Here is a 21,199-nt window from a genome sequence, read left to right as displayed (position 1 = left end):
TGCTTTGAGGGCCTCCACAGAAAAAACTCGCAGAATTCAAGCAGACCTTCCTAAAATCAGCTCTATTGATCCGAAAAGAAGTGAATTCATCTCGATACCCTCTTTAAATAGACCTACCTAAGGATTTAATCATGAATTAACTATTTCAGCCATGGTATCCAGCTCGTTTTAACCCTGACTTATTGCTACTATAACGCTTCATATATCAAGCCTACTCTAATCCTAAATCAGCTTTAGGCGGTCTTATTTGGCAATGCTAAAGCCCATCGATGTGGACAAACAATTATAAATTGTGCTACTTGGCCCATAAATAAATTCCTATTTTCGAATCAAATAATAAAATCATGACAAATTCAGATTATTTGACCATCCAGATCGGCAATAAGCTCAAGGCAATACGCAAAGAAAATGGGTGGAAGCTCGGGGAGCTGGCTGAAAAATCAGGAATGAGTATAGCAATGATCTCAAAAATTGAGAACGGACGAGTAATCCCTACACTCCCTTCTTTGATTCAGCTGATCCAGACATTAAATCTGAACCTCTCGGATTTTTTCAGTGACCTGAAGAGTGACAATGAATTCAAAGGATATATACTCCGTAAGAGAAGTGACTATACTCCTGTAAATAAGGAAGAGGAATCTGTTGGATATGAATACGAACTGATCCTAAACTACCCCCTGGAAAAATCATCAATGGAAATCTCTCTGCTTACCCTTAAAAACAAAGCTTCCAGAAGCGCAGTATCCACTGCAGGATTTGAATACATCTATCTTCTGAAAGGGAAAATCGAATATGAATTGGGGGAAATGACTTTTGAACTCAATGAAGGGGATTCCCTGTTTTTCGATGGGAATATGCCGCATGTTCCACAAAACAAATCCAATGCAGACGCTGTGATTTTAGTGGTTTACTTTATCACAATGAACTAGGTTCCAATACTAATTCTGTATTTTTTTTCTCTTTTGCTTTCAATAGAATCAGTGTAAGCACACAAACTAAAGTCATTATAATCCCGGCACCTTGATTTAAATCTCCAAGAAAATTCACCCATGTGACCTGGGAATGGCTGAATTCCTTAAAAAGCATAATACCCACACTTCCAAAATACCCCAGCGCATCAGCTGTGTAAAACAGAAAGCCTACGTTCCCGCTGAATTTGAGCATGGCTACAAACCGTTCAAAGATCAAACAATGAAATAAGATATAAGGAAGATAAAGGCCCACACCATTGATCACCATCCACCATATCGGGGACACGGCCCCTTTTTCGAAAAGCATAGTCAAAACAACTATACCTACACAGCAGATTACACTCAGGAAGATCCCGTAGTTAAATGCCTTTCGGTTATTTCTGATCAACACACCTACAGCTGCGATAATCAGCACGATAACGGCTACAGGGATTTCAGTCATCGTAATCAGCTCAGGCTTACCCTGCATCCCGAGTTCTGCCCAGAACTCCACCATAAAATTATCCCGGAAATCACGTACAACCGTCAGCAAAACATAAACGATAACCAGGCCCCCATAAACAAGTCCATGTTTTCTCAAAAAATCCCAGCGTTGTTGGGAATTCATCGGCAAGCGCTCAGAACGCAGATCCACATCTTCCATAGACCTGTGCCGGGAGCTGCTCAGCATCTTGACAGCAATTAAAAAGAGTGGAAAAAACAGCAGACCGGTAAGAAAAGGCATAGTGTACTCCCCGATGCCAAATTCCTGCATGAGCCAGACCCCTACCGTCTTCACAAATCCTGTGGAAAAGATAAATGTTGCACTGAGAGCCGCAGCGAGAAGCTCAGTATTTTTCCTCCCTTCCAAATATGAAAACACCAGTCCGAAAACCATCCCCAGGGGCATACCATTCAGAAACAAAGCAAGTGGCTTAAGATGGGCAGGTAAAAATGCAAACGCCAAAAGCATCAACAGCCCGAATCCAACCAGTCCGACCAAATAGGTTGCCCGTTTGGCTGAGGTCATTTCAGAAACCAGCTTGATCCCGACAAACTTTGAAAACATATAGCCCATTACCTGACTGATCACAAGGACAGTTTTGAAGTCCAGCCCATAAAACCCTATATCCAGATACTGCCCGGCCAGAAATGCCTTTCTCACCGCATACATCCCTGTATAGCACAAAAATGCGCCCACCATCAGTAAAACCGTGGATTTCTCAGGAAGAAAGGCATGTAATCTAAGGACATTATTTTTCATATTGTGAAATTTTACCATCTTATTTAAGGATGCATCATCAAGAAAAAGACTGACAATCAATTGAATCCCCTTGGCTCTTTAGTCTCCCATAAAAAGGCACAACTAGCTCCAAAGCAACTCTTTAAGAATTACCTATTGTCTAGTGATCAAAGGTATTGGCGAGAGATATGAAATATGAAACCTGAATGTTAAGTGATTATTAAGTTTTCTAACAGGAAATTAATTTTCCAATTAGGAAATTTTTTAAGTTTATTTGCAGTTGGAATTTGTACTCACCAATGACGTAGTCTGGTCATTGGATAGAAATTTTTAAAAATGAAAAAAGAAGCTTTGGCAATGGTATTTAATAAAGCGGAGAAGCCGTTTTCAGCTTTGTCCGTAAAGATTCCGGACCTGAAACCGGGGGAGGCCATCGCCGAGATCGCCTACTCTACGATATGCACCAGTGACCTGCACTCGTATTATGGACGCCGCAGCGCACCTGCACCGGGTGTACTGGGACATGAGGTCATAGGCAGGATCACAGTCCTGGCAGAAGGGGGAGTTACTGATTATTATGGCGAAAACCTTAGAACCGGGGATCTGGTGACTTGGTCCGTCTATGCACATGACCACGAAGGGGCCATGGCCGCCAAGGGAATTCCCCAAAAATCCGAGCCACTTTTCAAATATGGCCATCAGAAAATCGAACAGCATGACGTTCTCAGCGGTGGATTTGCCACTCATTGCCATCTGAGAAAAGGAACCGACATCTTTAAAATCCCCACAGGAATATCTTTCAGGGAAGCGGCCCCACTGAACTGTACGCACGCCACTGTCGCCGGTGCAATCCGGCTAGCCGGGAACCTGAAGAACAAGAATGTGCTCATAATTGGCGCAGGAATGCTTGGGGTCTCTGCCTGTGCCATGTCAAAATTTTCCGGAGCAAATCAGGTACTGGCCATGGACCGAACTATTCAACGAACCGAAAACACGGGACGATTTGGTGCAGACCAGGGCATCGATGCAAACTCATCTCCCGAAGAAGTCCAACGTATCACACAGGCAATAGGCGGCATAGATGTAGTCATAGACACTTCCGGGTCTGCTCCAGCAATGGAAAAAGGACTACAGCTTTTGAACATCGGAGGGATAGCTATCTGGGTAGGTGCTGTATATTCGGAGCGGAACATCTCCATCAATGCCGAGTCGGTGGTCAGAAGAATACTTACTATTAAAGGACTTCACAATTACATTCCAGAGGACCTAGCTTTTGCCATCAAATTTCTTGAATCAACACATCTACTCTATCCTTTTGAAAGTCTGGTAGAAGCAGATTTCCCCCTGAAAGCGCTCGATGAAGCTTTTAGATCAGCCAATGGCTCCCGCAAATACCGGGTGGGAATCACTCCAAACTAAGCAAAACATTTATGTACACCATCCAATAAAATGAGCGAAAAAAACTACATCAAACTGATTGTTTTTGACATGGCAGGAACGACTGTCAACGAAAACAATGTAGTATATAAGTCCCTGCAGCAGGCAATCAACCAACTCGGCCATGATTTCTCTCTGGACACCATACTGCTTGTCGGAGGCGGAAAAGAAAAACTTCAGGCAATCCGTGACATTCTTAAACCAGTATATTCTTCACCGGAAGACCTCGAAAAAAATACGCAGATTGCTTATGCTGATTTTCTGAATATACTGAAATCTGCCTATGAAAACTTAACCGTAGACACCTACAAAGGCACGTTGTCCCTATTTGATTTTTTGCGTAAACACGGTATTAAAGTGGCGCTGAACACAGGCTATAATAAAATGACTGCGCTTTCCCTTCTGGAGAAACTGGGCTGGAAAGCAGGTGAAACATTTGATGCGCTGGTCACTGCTAACGATGTCAAAAACAGCCGGCCAGCCCCTGACATGATCTATGTAGCCATGGAAAAGTGTGGTATAACCAATACGAAAGAAGTGGCAAAAATCGGAGATTCCATAGTGGATATAGAAGAAGGGAAAGCTGCAGGATGTGGACTGACACTAGGGGTAACCACCGGAGCGCAGACTGCCGAGCAACTGAATACTGCAGATCCCGATTTCATCATTGATTCTTTGTTGGAATTAAAAGAAATAATTCCCTTGGAAACAGTATAACACTATAAACCTGACTATGAACCGCCGTATTTTCCTCAAAAACTCAGCATTGGCAGGCTTTGGCTTTGTACTGCCAGATCTGGCAAGTGGACTGGAAGCTGTTTTTTCCGACAAAATAACCATTGGCCTCATTGCTGATTTACACCAGGACTTGATGCACGATGGACAAAAAAGGCTGGACAGTTTTTTAGCGGAAGTCAAAAAAATATCCCCCGATGCGATTTTGCAGCTGGGAGATTTCGCCTATCCGTCCGAGGCAAACAAAAGGATGATCGATGATTTTAACAATGCCCATCCGCACAGTTTTCACGTCATTGGCAATCATGACACAGATGCGGGCTTTTCCAAAGAGCAGTGCCTCAGTGTATGGGGAATGCCTGCCAATTATTACACCCAAGACCTGAAGGGAATTCGACTGATCGTATTGGATGGAAATGAAAAGGGATCGCCCGTTTACACCGGAGGCTACGCCTCCTTCATTGGTCCTGAGCAGCTCAGTTGGCTTCAGGAACAATTGGAACGGTCCACTTTGCCGGTATTGATTTGCTGTCACCAACCGCTTGCTGGCCTCTTCCAGGTAGACGATGCGGCTGAGATCCAGACACTATTAGGTCAATATTCAGAAAAAATCTTACTGTGCATCAATGGTCATTCACACATAAACCAACATGTGGTGCTCCATAATGTGAATTATCTGCATATCAATTCTGCCTCTTATGTTTGGGTCGGGGATGACTATAAGCACAGCACATATGATGCAGCAATCATTCAGGAGCATCCAATTCTTGAATTAACCTGCCCCTATGAAGAGAGCCTATTCGCATTCCTGACCCTGGATCCAGCCTCTAAAACCGTAACCCTAAAAGGCAAAAAAAGTAGATGGGTTGGCAAATCCCCCAGACAGATCGGGTATAAAATTGAGGGCGAGCCCAACCTTTACAAATGGGTAGTACCTGAAATCAAAAACCTAAAAATCACCTAAATACCGGAAATAAGAAGTCCACCTTTTACAAATAAACAACTCCATGAATCAAAAACATGCCATAGTAATCGGCGCTGGGATCGTAGGCCTATCCATGACCCGGGCACTTCATGCGCAAGGCTGGAAAGTCACCGTGATCGAGCGTCATCCACAGGCCCAGGGAGCATCGGTGAGAAATTTTGGAATGATCTGGCCTATAGGACAAGAGCAAGGTCCAAGCTATCAACGGGCGATGCGTTCAAGGGAAATCTGGTTGGAAATGTCCCGAAAAGCAGGATTCTGGACAGAGCAGTCAGGAGCATTACATTTGGCATACACTGATCTTGAACTCCAGGTAGTGACAGAATATGCAGCTGCCATGAAAGGTAAAAATTCAGCACAACAACTTTCGGCCGAAGAGACCCTGTCCAAAAGTCCTGCAAGCGTTGAAAAAGGACTAAAAGGCGCGCTTTGGACCCAGGAAGAAATGATCGTGGATCCCCGGGAGGCTGTTGCCAAAACAGCCAATTACCTCGGAAGTCTCCAGGGAGTTGACTTCGTCTGGAACAGAGCCATCTCAAGGATAGAAGGAAATACAGTGTACAGCGGTCAGAAATCCTGGTCAGCTGACAAAATATTCATCTGCAGTGGTGCTGATTTTGAGACCTTATATCCGGAAATCTTTGAGTCAACCCCTATTACAAAATGTAAACTTCAAATGATGCGGCTGGTGCAGCAGCCACAAAACTGGCGCATAGGCCCGCCGCTATGCGCAGGGTTGAGCTTCATACACTATAAAGGTTTTCAGGTGGCCCCTTCTTTGCAGGAATTGAAATCAGTATATGCAGACCAGTTCAGGGAACTCTTGGATTTGGGTATACATGTGATGGTATCACAGAATGGAATGGGAGAACTTACTGTCGGTGACAGCCACGAATATGGCCTTAATTTCACTCCGTTTGACATACAGCACATCAATAAGCTGATTCTGAATGTATTGAAAACATTTGCCCACTTTAAAGACTGGGAAATCGGCAGTACCTGGCATGGGATCTATCCCAAAATGACCAATGGAGCCACGGAATTTGTGCATCAGGTAGATGATACCGTCACTATTGTCAACGGGATGGGTGGAGCAGGGATGACGCTCTCTTTTGGCCTGGGCGAGGAGGTAGTAGCAGCCAGCTGAAGGGGGTTATCTACGGAAAATAATGACGTGATGAAATGACAATTTCATAATAGGATGATAAAACCATTGAGGCGCAATTTAGTTAGACTTGCCACACAGAATATACCTGCACTCCATGAAGTCCTTCAGATTATTTGTCATTCATCTATTTTTGTTTGCTTCACACCTCACCCAGGCCCAAACAGTAAACCTGCCTGTTCTTGATCGGTGGTTTTGGCCCAACCCAGGACTTCCCAGAAATGCGGCAAGCTCACTATTCCAGGACAGCCTGAGTTTAAGACCCTTTCAACTTCACCAGGTCAACAGCTACCCGAGTCATCAGATCAACGAACCGGTCAGTGCCCAGTACAAACTGGTAGACTTCCCCGAAAAGCAATTTCCGGAATCATTCTCCATAGAATTCTGGCTGCTTGATCACGTAAACCAACCCATAGGCTTTGAGATTTTCATGGGTGAATTAAGCGTTTTTGCACTTTGGGATGGCAATTATTACTTTCCCAAGGAAATAAAAGAGCAAAAACCATGGAGTGAATACTGGACACACCTAGTTCTTACCTATGAAAGCGGAGTGCTTGAAATCTGGGAAAACGGTGTTTTGATTTCATTGCAAAAACAGCTTCTCCCAGAAAAAACCATTGTGCTCCAAAGTTATCTGAAGCAGGAACCTTACATGGAGCTAGATGATTGGGTCAAACACCTCACTAGTTATCAAAACGCGCTAAACGCAGATCAAATCCAACGGAATTTCGAAGCGCACCAGGCCATAAAAGAAACAGGAAAACGTTTTCCGGATAGGTTTCATTTTATGGCCGAGCCTTACCTTTTTGCTCCTTCCCCATCCTCTGTCCAACTAACTTTTGAAACTGACAGACCTGCTGAGACAAAGATCAGGTATGGCACTGAATTGCCGTTGCAAAACAGTATTTCCCTACCCGCCGGGAAGAGTACCATCATGACTGTAACCATACCGGATCTAATTCCGGCCCAGGCCTACTTCTATCAGGTAATCGCAGAAGATAGTGTCGGCAATACGTTGGACTCGGGTTTACTGACGTTCAGAACCTCCCATGACACAAACAACCCGGTAACCTTTGGAATAGTATCCGATACAGAAACCAGGCCTTGGATCAACGGGCAAATAGGCCTAAAACTCTGGGATGAGCGACCGGATTTTATACTCCATATGGGCGATGTGACCGATGGCGGAGAGGAAGACGATCAATGGCAATGGACTCAGGAATATTTCCCCGGCACTGCAGCCCTTACATCACGGGTACCCATAGCGCCTGTGGCGGGCAATGGCGAAGGTGATCTCTATTGGTACAATCAATATCATCCTCAGGCGGCAGATAATGGATATTATAAATTCAGTTACGGTGCAGGTGAATTCTTCATGATGAACAGCAACGATATGGAAAGCCTGCAGCCTGGAAAACAGCAATACGAATGGTTAAAAAACGCTCTGGAAAGCAGTAAAAGCAGCTGGAAATTTGTATCCATGCACCATGCACCCTACTCCTCTGACGAAGATGACTACGGCAATACATGGAAAGGCCCAAGCAGCCATGGTGATAGACGACTTCAGCCGATCATCAGACTTATGGAAAATAACGGTGTACGCGTAATGTTCTTCGGGCATCTGCACACCTACATGAGAACATTTCCAATGAGGGGGGATGAAATTGATATGAGAGAGGGGATCCACTTCATACAGGTAGGAGGAATGGGTGGGAACCTGGAGGATTTTGCCCCGACCAGAATCCCCTTTGCCGCCAAAACCTACAGAGGCTACCATTATCTTACCGGCACACTCACCTCTGATGGGTTTGAGTTAAGCATGTACAATACCGAAGGGGCATTGCTAGACCGGCTTCTTCTTACGGATTACTAACTAAATGCACGGCCGGAATTCAACCCCAATGATCGCTCTAAGCTTTGTCCTCAAAAAAATACACGACGAGCATCTGCACGGGAACATCACCTATGTTCACCGGATTGTGCTCCAGTCTACCGTCAAAAAGCATAGAATCCCCCGATTCCAATTCAACTTCCTGATCCCTGAATACATATTTTACTGATCCCGAAATAATGAATTTGTACTCAAAAGCATCGGTCTGTACAAAATCACGGGCAGATCCGGGCTGAATCTCCAGAAGCACAATATCAATGGTGCTCTGCTTGACTTTTCTGGTGAAGATCCGAAAATACTCATAGCCGCTTGACGCTTCTTTTTCAAATCTTTCATAGGCAGACTTGCGCTGAACTAATACCGGCGACTCATTTGCGTACTGATAAAGTTCGGAGAAAAATGAGTCCAGATCAACTTCCAGCGCTTTGATAATCTGAATTAAAACCAACAGGGAGGGAATGGTGCGGCTGTTTTCGATCTGTGAAATCAAGCCCTTGGTGACCCCTGCGTGATCAGCAATGTCCTGAAGGGTCATCCCTTTTTCCTTGCGGATACTTTTGATTTTATTGCTGATCTGTACGATCACTTCATGCTCCATGTGCTGTTATTTTGGTATTGCCAACCTATCCATTTCTCCGGGAGTATAAAAGCCAATAACGCGAGATTTAGGGGAAAAGATGATCTTTTTAGCAACACTCTATCTAAATGAGAAGTAAAATAATGCCTTCGTAAAAATTTAACAGGCTAAAAAAGGGAGCTTCATGCATGGCACTGACTCCCTAAAATTAACAAACCAATCTATCAATGTTTAGTAAAATTAAACCCCAAAGTAATTCAACATCATAAATTCAGATTACGAGTATGTTATGTTATATGAATCCCAACAGGGATATGGTGATCGGGAAACGATCTGATAAATTTTCGTAAACAATATCCTCCAACGAAAGCCATTTATCCCCCCGGAGAAAGTACGCTAGTTCCTCTTCACAAGATTTGTTGGAAGGGTGATGTGAGGCAACCAGAATGTGGACAGTATTTTTTGCGATATATGCTGAGAGAATTCTTGCCCCATACCAAATAAATCACAAATCCTTAATGCGCTTTAGTTGAGAAGCGTTATTCCAATACTTTATTTAGTATAAATAAACTTTTAAAATTATGGATTACAGTATATCCAAGCTAAGTAGCACCGAAAGAATTGGGCTAGTATTTGATCTTTACAGAAAATTCGGGCAGGAGGACTACATAGGAGAACCGGTTTCACAGATTGAGCACATGAGCCAATCTGCGCAGATCGCCGAAAACGAAGGGCATGACGAGGAGGTAATACTGGCCGCATTTTTCCATGATATAGGTCATTTATGTGTCAGCCAGGGAGAAGTAAAAACCATGGACGGCTATGGGGTCCTTAGCCACGAGAAAATCGGAGCTGACTTTTTAAGAATGCTTGGATTTCCGGAACGCATAGCAAAACTAGTCGAAAACCATGTACAGGCAAAACGATACCTGACCTACAGACATCCGGCATATTTTGAAAAACTCTCCGAAGCAAGCCGGAAGACCCTTGAATTCCAAGGGGGAAAAATGAATGAGAAAGAAGCTGTTGCCTTTGAGACAGACCCACTCTTTGAGTTATCGTTGAAGATGCGTACCTGGGATGAAATGGCTAAGGAAGAAAATGTACCCTTACCCGATCTGGATAAATATATACTGATGGCGAACCGGGTACTGTCTTAACCTCCTAAACCTAGTAAGAAGCACTTTCCTTAGCTCTTGTCACAGCCTGTCTTCATATCCCAACCTTTACGCCACCCCGAACATCCCGGATAAACAAAATACCTATCCCTCTGGCAAAAAAAATCCTCTCCGAAGCCAGAGAGGTTTGAAAGGAACTAAAATAGGTAATCAAGGAGCAACGGTCTGAAAAAGGGCAGCGTAACCGACTTACTCCACCATCTCTTTGATCAACTTCTCAGCTTTGGCATCTGGATATTCCATGCCGAGTAATTGAAAGATGGTGCGTGCAATCATAGCAGATTGCCAGTGGCCTTCGGACTTCATCTCGCCTGTAGCCGGTGTATCTGGCCCAATAGCGGCCATCCAGATCTCTCCGCCCTCAGGCACTGATGATCCATGGCTTCTCCAAGAAGTTTTGCTGATGCCACGACCGTGATCGGTGGTGATGATCATCGTGGTTTTGTCTTTGTATTGGGCATCGGACTGGACGAAGTCCCAGATTTCCCTGATATAAGCATCTGTTTGCCTGGCGGACCAGATATATTGATCGTATTGGTTTCCATGAGCCCAGTCGTCGGTCTCGCCATAGGCAATATATAGCACTCTGGGCTTCTTATTTTTCAACGCCGCCATGGCATAATTCTGAGTAAACACATCCAGTCTCACGCCGTCCCATGGACCACGTATTTCAGCCTGCATCTTGTTTGTCAAAAGCTCTTCCGGTGAAAGATCATCTCCTTTGGCTATGTCAAAACCGGCATTGACCGGCACTCCGCTCCGTTCCTCATTTACGATATAGGAAAATACATCCCAAGAGGCAAAAGCCATTACTTTGCCCTTATATTCAGGTTTCCGATTCAGATACTCCAGCAGCGTCACATTGGGATTGTTGATTTTATCGTTGCTGTTGATACGCACATCATCTGCAAATCCGCTCAAAACTTCATTGTATCCAGGATAGGAAAACCACATCTTATTGCTGTTGTCAACCTTATTTCCGTAGATACGATTGCCATAGATTTGACCATCTTCAGCTATGGTATTCCACAGAAATGGCAGCAGCATCTCCCTTCGTACAAGTGGATCTTCATTCCAAAAATCCTCCAATAAAGACCCGGACTTTTTGATCATTCCTGTATCATCGACAAGCAAAGAATCTGCTCCTTTGAACACTTCCTGCCATCTCAATCCATCCAATGTGACCAGAATGATATTTTCAGTTTTGTAATCCTGGGCCTTCAGGCGCGCAGTCTGGAAAAGCACCAGAGCAAAAACCGCATAAACGATTGATTTTTTAAACATGGTTTGGTAAAGCTATGATCGATAAAAAGCCACCCCCGAAAAAATCGAAGGGGCATTTAATCAAGTTAAGAAAATAGTTAATCCATATCCCACCAGACCCGTGTGGTAATGGCATCTGGCCCTTGACGTGTAATCGCACTTTCGTAGTTCGCCTTATTGAGTGACTGCACAGAACTGGGATACATGAAACGGACAGGAACTGTATTGATGTAAGCAGCCGGACCTGGGGTTATTTTAGGGTAGTCCGTTCTTCTCCAATCGTACCAAGCCTCCATTCCTGAGAAATACAGAGCAAGCCACTTTTGGTCACCTATTTTTGAAAGTTTCTCTTCTGTAGTTCCGGTGTAGGCTACTTTTGGCTGTGCAAAATAGGACTCACCCACCACCAGCTTATCTGCTATCTGAGGAAGCCCGATGATTTCATAACGGCTTTTATAGTAAGAAAATGAAGCTTCAATGCCATTTCTGTAATACGTTTCAGCTGTACCCGTTGTAATATAATTTCTTTCCCTGGCTTCTGCCAGAATAAACTGCAGCTCGGAATAACTCATCAAAATCGCCTGGGCACCTACCGGGTTTGCCAGCGGGGTACATGCGGAACAAGACCAAAGGTATCCCACTCGCGACATGAAATTAGACCCTCCTTTGGCAGGATCACCGGAAGGAGAATAGGCCAGAGCCTCCTCATCCGCCAATCCATTGGGCACTCCCTGATAATCATCTTTTGTTCCGATCACCCCTGCCCCTGAATCATTTGTAGGCTGGGCATAGGCATACAATCTGGGATCTTCCAGATCTTTCAATACATTTTCCATTTTTTCACTCAATCTATACTCATCAAAGGAACCTGAACGGGTCGTGTACAACCCATGCTGATTTGGCACATCCTGAAGATACTGCAATGCCGCATGGTCCCCATTGGAAGTGAAGATCGGATACTGAGCAGGATCAGAAACAATTGCCTGCATGCCTGCAGTCGGATCCATACGGTCAGAAAGCCTCATCAGGATCCGTAACCTAAGGGAGTTTGCGTATTTCTTCCACCTGGCCACATCCCCTTCAAACAGAATATCCCCTTCTACACTTTCTGTTGTCGATCCCAGTAAGGTATTCGCCTCCTCCAGTTCCGCAAGAATCCCGTTATATATATCCTCTTGTGTATCAAAGACCGGATAATTAACTTCTGACTTAGCTTTGGTTGCCTCTACGTAAGGCAAATCACCATACGCATCCGTCATAAATGAATAAAGACTGGCCCGTAAAACAAGGGCAACCCCGACGTAATTACTTTGTCCGGCATCAGTTGAGATCCGGATCACATTGTTCAGATCCCGCATGGAATTATAGAAAGTGCTGTATGGATTCCCCTCCGGCCCCCAGTTATACCTGTCTTCGCTCGTAAACTGGATTTTGGCTGTCTGCTGCATGACTACATTCCCATAACCCCAGGCCTTCCCTGAGATTTCATTCGTTGTATTTCGGATGATAGTAGGTAAAAGCAAACTTGAAGAAACTGTCTCAGGACTGTTTGGATTTATGTTTACTTCTTCGAAATCCTTGTCGCAGCTGCTCAGAAAGAGTATTGCTGCCACCCCAAGTCCTGCTATATAGTTTATATTGAATTTCATAATGTTCTGTTTTTGAGAGTTTTTTTAGATTCAAAGACATAGAAAGTCTGTCAGCTTCCTATACTTAAAACTTCACGTTAAGATTAAAACCAATGCTTCTGGTAGATGGAAAAGACATATCCTCCACACCGGGGATCAGCGTACCTCCTCCCATTGCCAAGGTCTCAGGATCGAAGTGGGGATTCTCTGTCCAAAGCGCCAGATTTCTGCCCACTAAGGAAATTTTCACATCTTCGATTGGCAATCTGCCCAAAATTGATCTTGGAATCGTATAACCCAGCGTCACTTCTCTAAGCTTCAAGAAAGTGGCATCGTACTTAGCTGCCTCCACATTATCTCTTTCGTAGTATCTGTTGTGCCAGTTTCTCGAAGTGGTCTCAAAGGTATTTGGACTGTACGATCCGTCAGCATTTGCCACCACTCCTTCACTGATGATACCGTTGCCTTCGTCCTCGAGATCATAGCCGGTTTCCCGTCCGTAAAGAGTCTCTGCAAGCTGACCGGAAGTACTGCCTATTGTCTTTGTCCGTGACACGACTATTCCACCATACCTGAAGTCAAACAAGAAACCTAAATTGATTCCTTTGTAGCTGAAATTGTTTTGCAGACCTAACATCCAATCAGGATTGTAATTTCCCTGAAGTTTTAATTCCGGATCCAAAAGCGGAGTTCCTGTGGAATTGTGGATGATCTGACCGAAGTACTCAGAATTTTCATCTTCTACTCTGGCAAAACCTCTTCCGTAAATATTACCCATTCTCTCCCCCACTCTTGCCTGGATATCGGCTCCGTTTCTACCTGTAAGCGAGTAGGTGTCGAGACCTTCTGTCAATTCCAGAACTTTACCTCTATTCCGTGTGAAGTTTGCCATCAGGCTCCAGTTAAACCCAGAGCTACTTCGGATTGGAGTTGCGCTCATCACAATTTCTATCCCTTTGTTTTGAATCTCTCCGGCATTGATTATCCTGGAAGCATAACCGGTAGCTATATCCAACTCAATTGGAATAATCTGGTTTCTGGTCCTGTTGTCAAAGTATGTGAAGTCGATGCCCAGTCTCCCTTCAAAAAACCGTACATCAAGACCTGTTTCAAATGCACCCGTTCTTTCAGGCTTTAATTCTGAGTTGGAAAGTCTGTTTGATTCAGATTTTGACTGGATTGATCCCCATGCGGTCTGTGAGGAATATACATTGGAAAGGCTGTATGGGTCAGTATCATTACCTACTTCTGCGTAGGCCAACCTGGCTTTTAAGAAGGAAATAGCTTTTGGCATGGTAATAATATCCGAGATCACAGCCCCAAAAGTGGCTGAAGGATAGAAATAGCTGTTATTGTCCGAAGGCAGGGTACTTGACCAGTCATTCCTGCCAGTGACATCAAGGAAAAGTATGTTTTTATAACCGATCTGGCCAAAACCATACAAGGAGTTGATACGCTTCTCGGAGTTGTACTGGGCCACCTGAAGGTTTACCGCCGTATTGGTGAAATTATAAATATCAGGAATCAATAGCTCAGGAGCTACCGTCTGCAGGTACCTGTTTTCTTGACGCATTTGGTTCCCCCCTACAGCTATGCTATAGGTAAATACCTCGCTGGCAGATTCAGAATATGTCAGCAAGAAATCTGAATTGATTTCGGAGAAGAACAAGTTGTCTTCCCGGTAGTTCCCCTTAGGAAAACGCTGTGTGCTAAATGCTCTCTTTCGATCTCTTAGTTCATTATATGTATCCAGACCTGTTCTCAACATCAAGTTCAGTTTGTCTGTAAATTTGTAGTTTACAGATACATTACCATAGATTCTATCCTTAGCCTGCCCATTGGTGTTTTCATACACATTAAAATACGGGTTGTCGTGATAGTTGTAGTTGTAGTTATACTGCTGCTGGCCTTCCAGCCCTGGCATCCAATAATCCCTCAAATTAGCAGTATTGACCTGACGCCCGTACCAGATCCATAGGTACATCAGGTTTTCTGTACCGTAACTGATATTTGGTCTATTGCCACTGTCAGTTCGTTGGAAGTTGACCGTGGCGTTCACTGTGAGTTTGTCTGTAAGGTTAAGCCCCCCATTCATGGAAATGGTATTCCTTTTTAGGTCTGTGTTCGGTACAATACCTTTCTGGTCCAGATTGGTCCAGGAAAGTCGGATATTTGAATTGTCATTTGCAGCGGACAGTGCCACATTGTTTGAAAGTGTCACACCCGTCTGGAAAAAGTCATTGATATTATCAGGACTTGACACCCACGGCGTCGCAATGATAGTGCTTCCCTCCGGGGCATTTAGATCACCGCCTCTGAAACCGTTGACATCTCTCGGAGAATCAAATTGGGGAATCATTAAGCCTGCATCCAGCCTTGGCCCCCAGCTCTCATCCACCCCATCAGCAATGCCCGATCCTGCACCATCCACAAATTCAAACTGACCATTATTACCCTGGCCATATGTATTCTGCCAATCTGGAAGTTGAAGCGGATTTTCAAAGGTAGTGTTGGAATTGATGGAAATCCCCAAACCCTTCTTGCCCTTGCCTGATTTGGTGGTAATCAAAATAGCACCGTTTGCAGCTCTGGAACCGTAAAGTGCAGCAGCAGCAGGTCCCTTCAAAACAGTCATGGACTCAATATCGTCAGGGTTGATCTCGCCTGCGGCGTTTCCATAATCTACTTCCTGATTGGAAGATCCTGAAGATCCAACTATGTTATTGGATATAGGAACACCGTTCACAACAAACAAAGGCTGGTTTCCATTGATATTCAAAGAAGACTCTCCCCGGATAGTAACCCGGCTGGACCCCCCGATACCTGAAGAACTGTTAGTGACCTGAACACCGGCAACTCTTCCGCTTAGGGAGTTGATTACATTTGTCTCTCTGGCTTCAGTAAATCTATCCCCTTCGACAGCTTGAACTGAATAGCCCAATGCCTTGGACTCCCGCTCCACTCCCAGAGCAGTCACCACCACCTCATTGAGTGCAAGACCTTCCGTGAGCGTTACATTGATCGTAGATAAATTCCCGACTAGTTGTTCGGCGGATTCGAACCCAACGAATGAAAAGACCAATGTCTCTCCCTCACTGGCCTGAATAACATAGTTTCCGTCAATATCGGTCACCGTTCCTCGATTAGTACCTTTAACCAGAACCGTTGCCCCCGGCAACGGATCATTGTTTGCGTCAATTACTTTCCCCTCAATCTGGGTTTGTTGAGCGTAAGAAAAATTGATGATAAACAGCAGGCAAGCCGTTAGGATACATTGCCAAATGCTTTTTTTAGCTGTCATTGTGAAGTAGAGGTTTTGAATAAGTGTTATTTTAGTCGCAAAATTTTACTAAAACTATACTTTCGCTATTGGCAATCGGTTAAATCAGCTTTACCAAAAAATGAATTAATTCTATGTTAACCCCTCAAAAGTATATATAACACCTTCCTAAGAGTTGAAAAGGCATTAACGAGATTTAATAATTGCTCTTGAATTTCCTTTTTATTACCTGAAGGTTAATTGTAAAAGTAAATAAATATTAAACTTTCAAAGCTAGGTTGACAGCTACGCTATTTGTGTGTACACATAAATGCACCAGGTCGAAGAAATCAGGTTGTGACACTAGGTTATAGAGGACTCAGAAGCGGTACCTCGAAGGAGAAAGCAAGTTGTCCTTGCACAACCGGTTTCTGGCGTGTAAGCTGATATCAACGCCCAGTAAGGCTCCTATTTGGAATTCCGTCAAAAAACTGGGTGCGTAGGTATGGAATAGCAATTAAGATGTTGCAATAGGGGTGTACCTAGGCAACAGAGATATGCAGTATCCAGAAGGACGAAACCCAGCTTTCATTCCTGAAAACTTACGCCATAAAAAGAGAGTCTTTCTTTAAAAACTTCCAGTGCCTCAAGAAATCTCTTATAATCTTTATTCCCAAGCGCTGTCCACCCAACTTCTGCATAGGCTATCAGCCTTGGGAAAACCTGTTTCTGCATAGCCTGCTCATCGGGTGTATACTCTGTCCAAATCTGGGCTCCTGTACCTAAAATCAGGGGATGATACTTTCCATCCAGTTCTAAAGGAATAGGGTTAAATGCATAAGACCTAGACAGGGGAAGCCGTTGATAAGTATAATCCAGGTAAGTATCCCAGTGATTGGAATTAACCACCTGATACCCTTCTTTAACAGCTTTTTCTATGAGACCCAAGTCCCCTTTCCAAAAATGAACCACTGAGGACGGGGCCAGCTTCTGCTCGGCATTCACTGCCGAAGAATCACGCTCTTGGTGTATATCATCACCTAGAATATCATTCCAGCCCATCATCCGCTTTCCGGCTTTGGAAAGATAACCGGAAATTTTATTCGTAAAATGAATCTGTAGATCAACCGGGGATTTCAACCCCTGGGAAGCCATATAGTCTTTAGCCATTTCTGAATTAAGCCAGGGAGTATGATTGACTTCATCTCCCCCGATATGAATGATCTCCCCAGGAAATAAGGTTATTACCTCGTCCAAAACATCCAGCAAAAACCCGACTACTCTGGGATCAGAAATATTAAATGAGTCTTCCAGTTTCCCAAAGACTTCAGAAACTTCTGTGGTGGTGCCCAAAGACCCGATCCAGGGATAAGCAGCAATGGCTGCGGTAGCATGCCCTGGCATTTCAATTTCAGGAACGACCGTAATATGTCTGGCCTGGGCATAGGCAATGATTTCTTTGATTTGTTCCTGGGTATAGAACCCTCCATGGGGAACCCCGGTACGCTCCTCACTTCCCCTTTCCAACTGTGTGTCTTTGCGCCAGGATCCGAATTCGGTCAATTTAGGATATTTCTTTATTTCGATTCTCCAGCCCTGATCATCGGTTAAATGCCAATGGAAAACATTCATTTTCAGTAAAGCCATCTGATCCAGCATTTTCTTCACCACGGCCGTTCCCATAAAATGCCGGGATTCATCCAGCATAAAAGCCCTCCATGGAAACCTTGGCTTATCCCTGATTTCCATAAAAGGCAGCATAAATCCATTTTTTAAAACACCATTCTCAAAATCTGGAGGCAACAACTGTCTGAGCGATTGGATGCCGTAAAAAACACCGGCAGGGGTAGGTGCTGCAATCGTTATACCTGTTTTGTCTACGGTAAGCGTGTACCCCTCATCACCCATAGAATCCAAAAGAGCAGGTTCATGAATTAGCTTTATTCCCTCTCCGGCCTGTTTCACTTCCGTTTTCCTGCCAAACCCCCTTGCTAAATATTCAGCAAGCCTACTCGCTTCGTTTTGTAGGGATGGATCCGATATGATGTTGACCTCACCAGTCAACGCATATTCTCCAGACCTTACGTCAATACCCAAGGGATAAGGAATTATTTGAGCAGTGGATTTTAGGCTAATCAGGCTAAACATCGCACTGATAAGCAGGATTCTAAAGTTGTGAAGTATCATTAATTTGCTTTTTATGCTTTCCCCGATTCTGGATAACCCGGGGCTTTGGCTTAGGTATTTTTAAATGGCTATACCGAGTGGACCAGCTGTCCTGACTTAATGACTTTAAGAACAGTTAAACTTTCATTCTTCTGATTTAAAAGCATAAGATCAGCATCCGACCCAGGACTTAATCCGGGTATGGCGGAAGGATTTAAATACTGGCAGGGTTTGATTGAAGCCATCTCCAGCGCATCCGCTAAGGATAGGAGTTTCGTTCTGACCAGGTATGCTATACAGTCAAGAAGTGGCTTGGCCGAACCTGCCAGCAATTCAGGATAAGCTTTTAAACTCAATCTTCCCTGGGAATCCAACATTACCTCACCCCCGATTGGACTTTGATAACTGCCTTCATCCAATCCCGCGAACTTGGTTGAATCGCTTACCAATATGCATTTACCCGACTTAACCCTGAAAACAATTTTCAATACTGCCTCCGGTAGATGAAATCCATCAGCAATACAACTGCACCACAGTCGGTCATTGGCAAGTTGCTCCCAGATGTAGTTGGTATGGCGGGGAAGCATCACATGGGCGGCGTTGCCCAGATGTGTGGAAAGAGATGCCCCTGCTTCCACCGCCTCCTTGATTTGAAGTGGTGAGGCAGCAGTGTGCCCTAATGCGACTTTTACTCCAGATTCCACACATTTTCTTATAAAATCCACGGATCCAGGCCATTCTGGTGACATAGTGAGCAACTTAATTCTACCTTCGGCCTTATCTTGCCATTTGCAAAAAAGATCCCAATTAGGTCCCTGTACATATGCCTCAGGATGAGCTCCAAGAGGGCCGGGATCCTTTGAGATAAAGGGCCCTTCCAAATGAATCCCTTTAACTGTTTGATTCACTAGCTGATCATTGGAGCAGGCTGCTGAAATAGTATGAAGGGAAGCAGAGATACGCTCATCACTATTGGTGATCACGGTAGGAAAATAGGTGGTAACACCCACATCCCATAGGGATTGGGTCACCTGCCTGACCTCTTCCTGAGTTGTATGGGCTTCATTAAAATCTATGCCCTGGAACCCGTTGACCTGTAGATCTACCAAACCGGGTGCAATTAAGGTCTGGTTATCGCAACCGTTTATCTCTTCAATCTTGGAAATAAGTCCCCCTGTAATTCCTACTCGGACAGGAACCAAGGTTTTATAATGCCTGCCTTCAATGCTGTAATCCATAGTCATAGTTATTATTCGGGTTTACTTAAACTCAACAAAAGTTGCTCAACTTCCTCAGGCGTTTCAGCCCGGTTCAAAAACCCGGAAATTGTAAAAACCAGAAAGGAAATTAGAGTGGGTCCTCCAATCTCAAGGGCCAGCGAATCAACCGGAAATACCTTGAGCGCGGCAAAGGCCAACAAACCGCAGGCAATGGAGATGAATGCGGAGGTACCGTTGCTTTTCTTAAAGGCAGGCAGTAAACCTAAAATCATCGGAATGGCTATTGGTCCCAGCAAGGCCGCAAACCAGGTGATCATCAGACCAAAGACCCCTCCAAAATGACCTGAATTCAAGGCTGTGATAATCGTCAGAACAGTGAAGCACAACGTGGTAATTCTAGCCATGCTAAGGGATTTACTGGGCGATAGGCTTTTCAAACGGGGAAACAGAACGGGTAGAATATCCCGGCTTATGACCGATGAAACCGTATTGGAATCAGAAGCAGTCATGGAAAGTGTGTTGGCAAACAAGGAGGCAAGTATCAGCCCTACAAGTCCCGCAGGTAAAAACTCCATGACCATTTTTCCATAGGAAAGCGTGGGGTCAGCCAAATTTTCAAAAAAAACAGGGGCTGCAAACATGGGATAGAACAAAATCAAAGGCCAGATGAAATACAGAATGGAAGATAATACCGCAGCTTTTTGGGCCACTTTTCCCGATGAGGTGGAAATAAAACGCGTGGCCAGGTTCCATGTTCCTCCGCTGTAGCTGAAAAAATTGATAACCAGCATAACCAGCGCAAACCAAACTGTATAAGGCTCGTGGAAAAAATATGAATTTTCTTCAGGCAATCGCTCCCATAAAGTCACAATTCCGGCTATGCCATCGTCAAGTTTGATCAGGATCACCACAAACATGGTAAGTCCGGCAAGAATCTGAATGATGAACTGACCGAAATCATTCCAGACATCAGCCCAAAGACCACCGATGGTAATATAAAGCAAAGAGACAAACCCCACTAAGAGTACTCCAAATGTGATGGAAGCCCCGCTGAAAACATTCAGTAGCACCGCTATGGCCGCAAGCTTTCCGCCTGTATCAAATATTTTGATGATTGTTCCAACCCATGCAATCACTTGCTGGGTAGGTAAATTATACCGAACCAGTAAATATTCCGTTGGCGACTGGATCCCGGACACAATCCTGAGCCTGGCCCATCTGGGCGCAATGTAAAATGCAGCTACCATAACGGCTATCCCCACAGTAAACGCCCACCATATGTAAATAGTAAATCCATGGGTATAGGCAATCCCGGCATAGGCTACAAAAACTGCCCCACTATAGCCGGAAACATGATGGGAAATCCCTGACAACCACCAAGGAAGCCTGCCTCCGGCCGTGTAGAAATCCGCAGAATTTTTTACTTTGAAATATGCCCATAACCCTATGCTAATGAGCATTATAAAGTAAAGCAGAAGAACAATCCAATCCAGTAATTCCAT

The 21,199-nt window shown here is 44.4% G+C and carries 15 protein-coding genes; 7 read left to right on the top strand and 8 right to left on the bottom strand.

All coding sequences use genetic code 11. The annotated features are described in order from the left end of the window. The first annotated feature begins 344 nt into the window (after positions 1-344). Positions 345-929 (top strand): helix-turn-helix domain-containing protein, encoded by a 585-nt coding sequence (locus AS141_RS24225; protein WP_057940300.1) that lies wholly within the window; start codon positions 345-347, stop codon positions 927-929. Here AS141_RS24225 and AS141_RS24220 read toward each other — a convergent pair. Continuing rightward, on the bottom strand, positions 916-2,214 hold the full coding sequence (locus AS141_RS24220; RefSeq protein WP_057940325.1) for a DUF5690 family protein: 1,299 nt from the start codon (positions 2,212-2,214) through the stop codon (positions 916-918). The genes AS141_RS24225 and AS141_RS24220 overlap by 14 nt on opposite strands. Before the next feature lie 315 nt (positions 2,215-2,529). Between AS141_RS24220 and AS141_RS24215 the strand changes: the two genes are divergently transcribed. The 5 genes from AS141_RS24215 to AS141_RS24195 all read left to right on the top strand — a co-directional run bounded on the left by AS141_RS24215 (position 2,530) and on the right by AS141_RS24195 (position 8,388). Further along, positions 2,530-3,612 (top strand): zinc-binding dehydrogenase, encoded by a 1,083-nt coding sequence (locus tag AS141_RS24215; protein ID WP_057940299.1) that lies wholly within the window; start codon positions 2,530-2,532, stop codon positions 3,610-3,612. A 30-nt stretch (positions 3,613-3,642) separates the two neighbouring features. Beyond that, positions 3,643-4,347, top strand: a complete 705-nt coding sequence (locus AS141_RS24210) for a phosphonatase-like hydrolase (protein WP_057940298.1) — start codon at positions 3,643-3,645, stop codon at positions 4,345-4,347. 16 nt (positions 4,348-4,363) lie between these two features. Next, positions 4,364-5,329 carry a metallophosphoesterase family protein gene (locus tag AS141_RS24205; RefSeq protein ID WP_057940297.1) on the top strand — a complete coding sequence of 322 codons (966 nt, stop codon included), beginning with the start codon at positions 4,364-4,366 and terminating at the stop codon, positions 5,327-5,329. A 43-nt stretch (positions 5,330-5,372) separates the two neighbouring features. Next, entirely contained in the window at positions 5,373-6,497 is a 1,125-nt protein-coding gene (locus tag AS141_RS24200; protein WP_057940296.1) for a TIGR03364 family FAD-dependent oxidoreductase, read from the top strand. 115 nt (positions 6,498-6,612) lie between these two features. Then, complete coding sequence (locus AS141_RS24195; RefSeq protein ID WP_057940295.1) at positions 6,613-8,388, top strand: metallophosphoesterase; 1,776 nt, start codon at positions 6,613-6,615, stop codon at positions 8,386-8,388. 37 nt (positions 8,389-8,425) lie between these two features. On the opposite strand, the gene AS141_RS24190 is transcribed toward AS141_RS24195, so the two are convergent. Further along, positions 8,426-9,004 carry a helix-turn-helix domain-containing protein gene (locus AS141_RS24190; RefSeq protein WP_057940294.1) on the bottom strand — a complete coding sequence of 193 codons (579 nt, stop codon included), beginning with the start codon at positions 9,002-9,004 and terminating at the stop codon, positions 8,426-8,428. Positions 9,005-9,564: 560 nt separating this feature from the next. Here AS141_RS24190 and AS141_RS24185 point away from each other — a divergent pair. Next, positions 9,565-10,143 carry a phosphonate degradation HD-domain oxygenase gene (locus AS141_RS24185; RefSeq protein ID WP_057940293.1) on the top strand — a complete coding sequence of 193 codons (579 nt, stop codon included), beginning with the start codon at positions 9,565-9,567 and terminating at the stop codon, positions 10,141-10,143. Positions 10,144-10,350: 207 nt separating this feature from the next. Here the strand turns inward: AS141_RS24185 and AS141_RS24180 are convergent, their stop codons facing one another. The 6 genes from AS141_RS24180 to AS141_RS24155 form a co-directional block, all read right to left on the bottom strand. Next, positions 10,351-11,445: an alkaline phosphatase family protein gene (locus AS141_RS24180; RefSeq protein WP_057940292.1), complete on the bottom strand. Its 1,095-nt coding sequence runs from the start codon at positions 11,443-11,445 to the stop codon at positions 10,351-10,353. A gap of 77 nt (positions 11,446-11,522) precedes the next feature. Beyond that, positions 11,523-13,073 carry a SusD/RagB family nutrient-binding outer membrane lipoprotein gene (locus tag AS141_RS24175; RefSeq protein WP_057940291.1) on the bottom strand — a complete coding sequence of 517 codons (1,551 nt, stop codon included), beginning with the start codon at positions 13,071-13,073 and terminating at the stop codon, positions 11,523-11,525. Positions 13,074-13,137: 64 nt separating this feature from the next. After that, entirely contained in the window at positions 13,138-16,353 is a 3,216-nt protein-coding gene (locus AS141_RS24170) for a SusC/RagA family TonB-linked outer membrane protein (RefSeq protein WP_057940290.1), read from the bottom strand. Between the two features lie 546 nt (positions 16,354-16,899). Next, positions 16,900-18,498 carry a beta-N-acetylhexosaminidase gene (locus tag AS141_RS24165; RefSeq protein WP_082632424.1) on the bottom strand — a complete coding sequence of 533 codons (1,599 nt, stop codon included), beginning with the start codon at positions 18,496-18,498 and terminating at the stop codon, positions 16,900-16,902. Between the two features lie 68 nt (positions 18,499-18,566). Further along, positions 18,567-19,715 (bottom strand): N-acetylglucosamine-6-phosphate deacetylase, encoded by a 1,149-nt coding sequence (locus tag AS141_RS24160; RefSeq protein ID WP_057940324.1) that lies wholly within the window; start codon positions 19,713-19,715, stop codon positions 18,567-18,569. A gap of 11 nt (positions 19,716-19,726) precedes the next feature. Continuing rightward, complete coding sequence (locus tag AS141_RS24155; protein WP_057940288.1) at positions 19,727-21,199, bottom strand: sodium:solute symporter family protein; 1,473 nt, start codon at positions 21,197-21,199, stop codon at positions 19,727-19,729.

The sequence above is a fragment of the Algoriphagus resistens genome (assembly GCF_001442615.1).
Lineage (GTDB): Bacteria > Bacteroidota > Bacteroidia > Cytophagales > Cyclobacteriaceae > Algoriphagus > Algoriphagus resistens.
The sequence above is the reverse complement of the archived record's forward strand: the minus strand, read 5'-3'. Positions and strand labels throughout refer to the sequence as shown.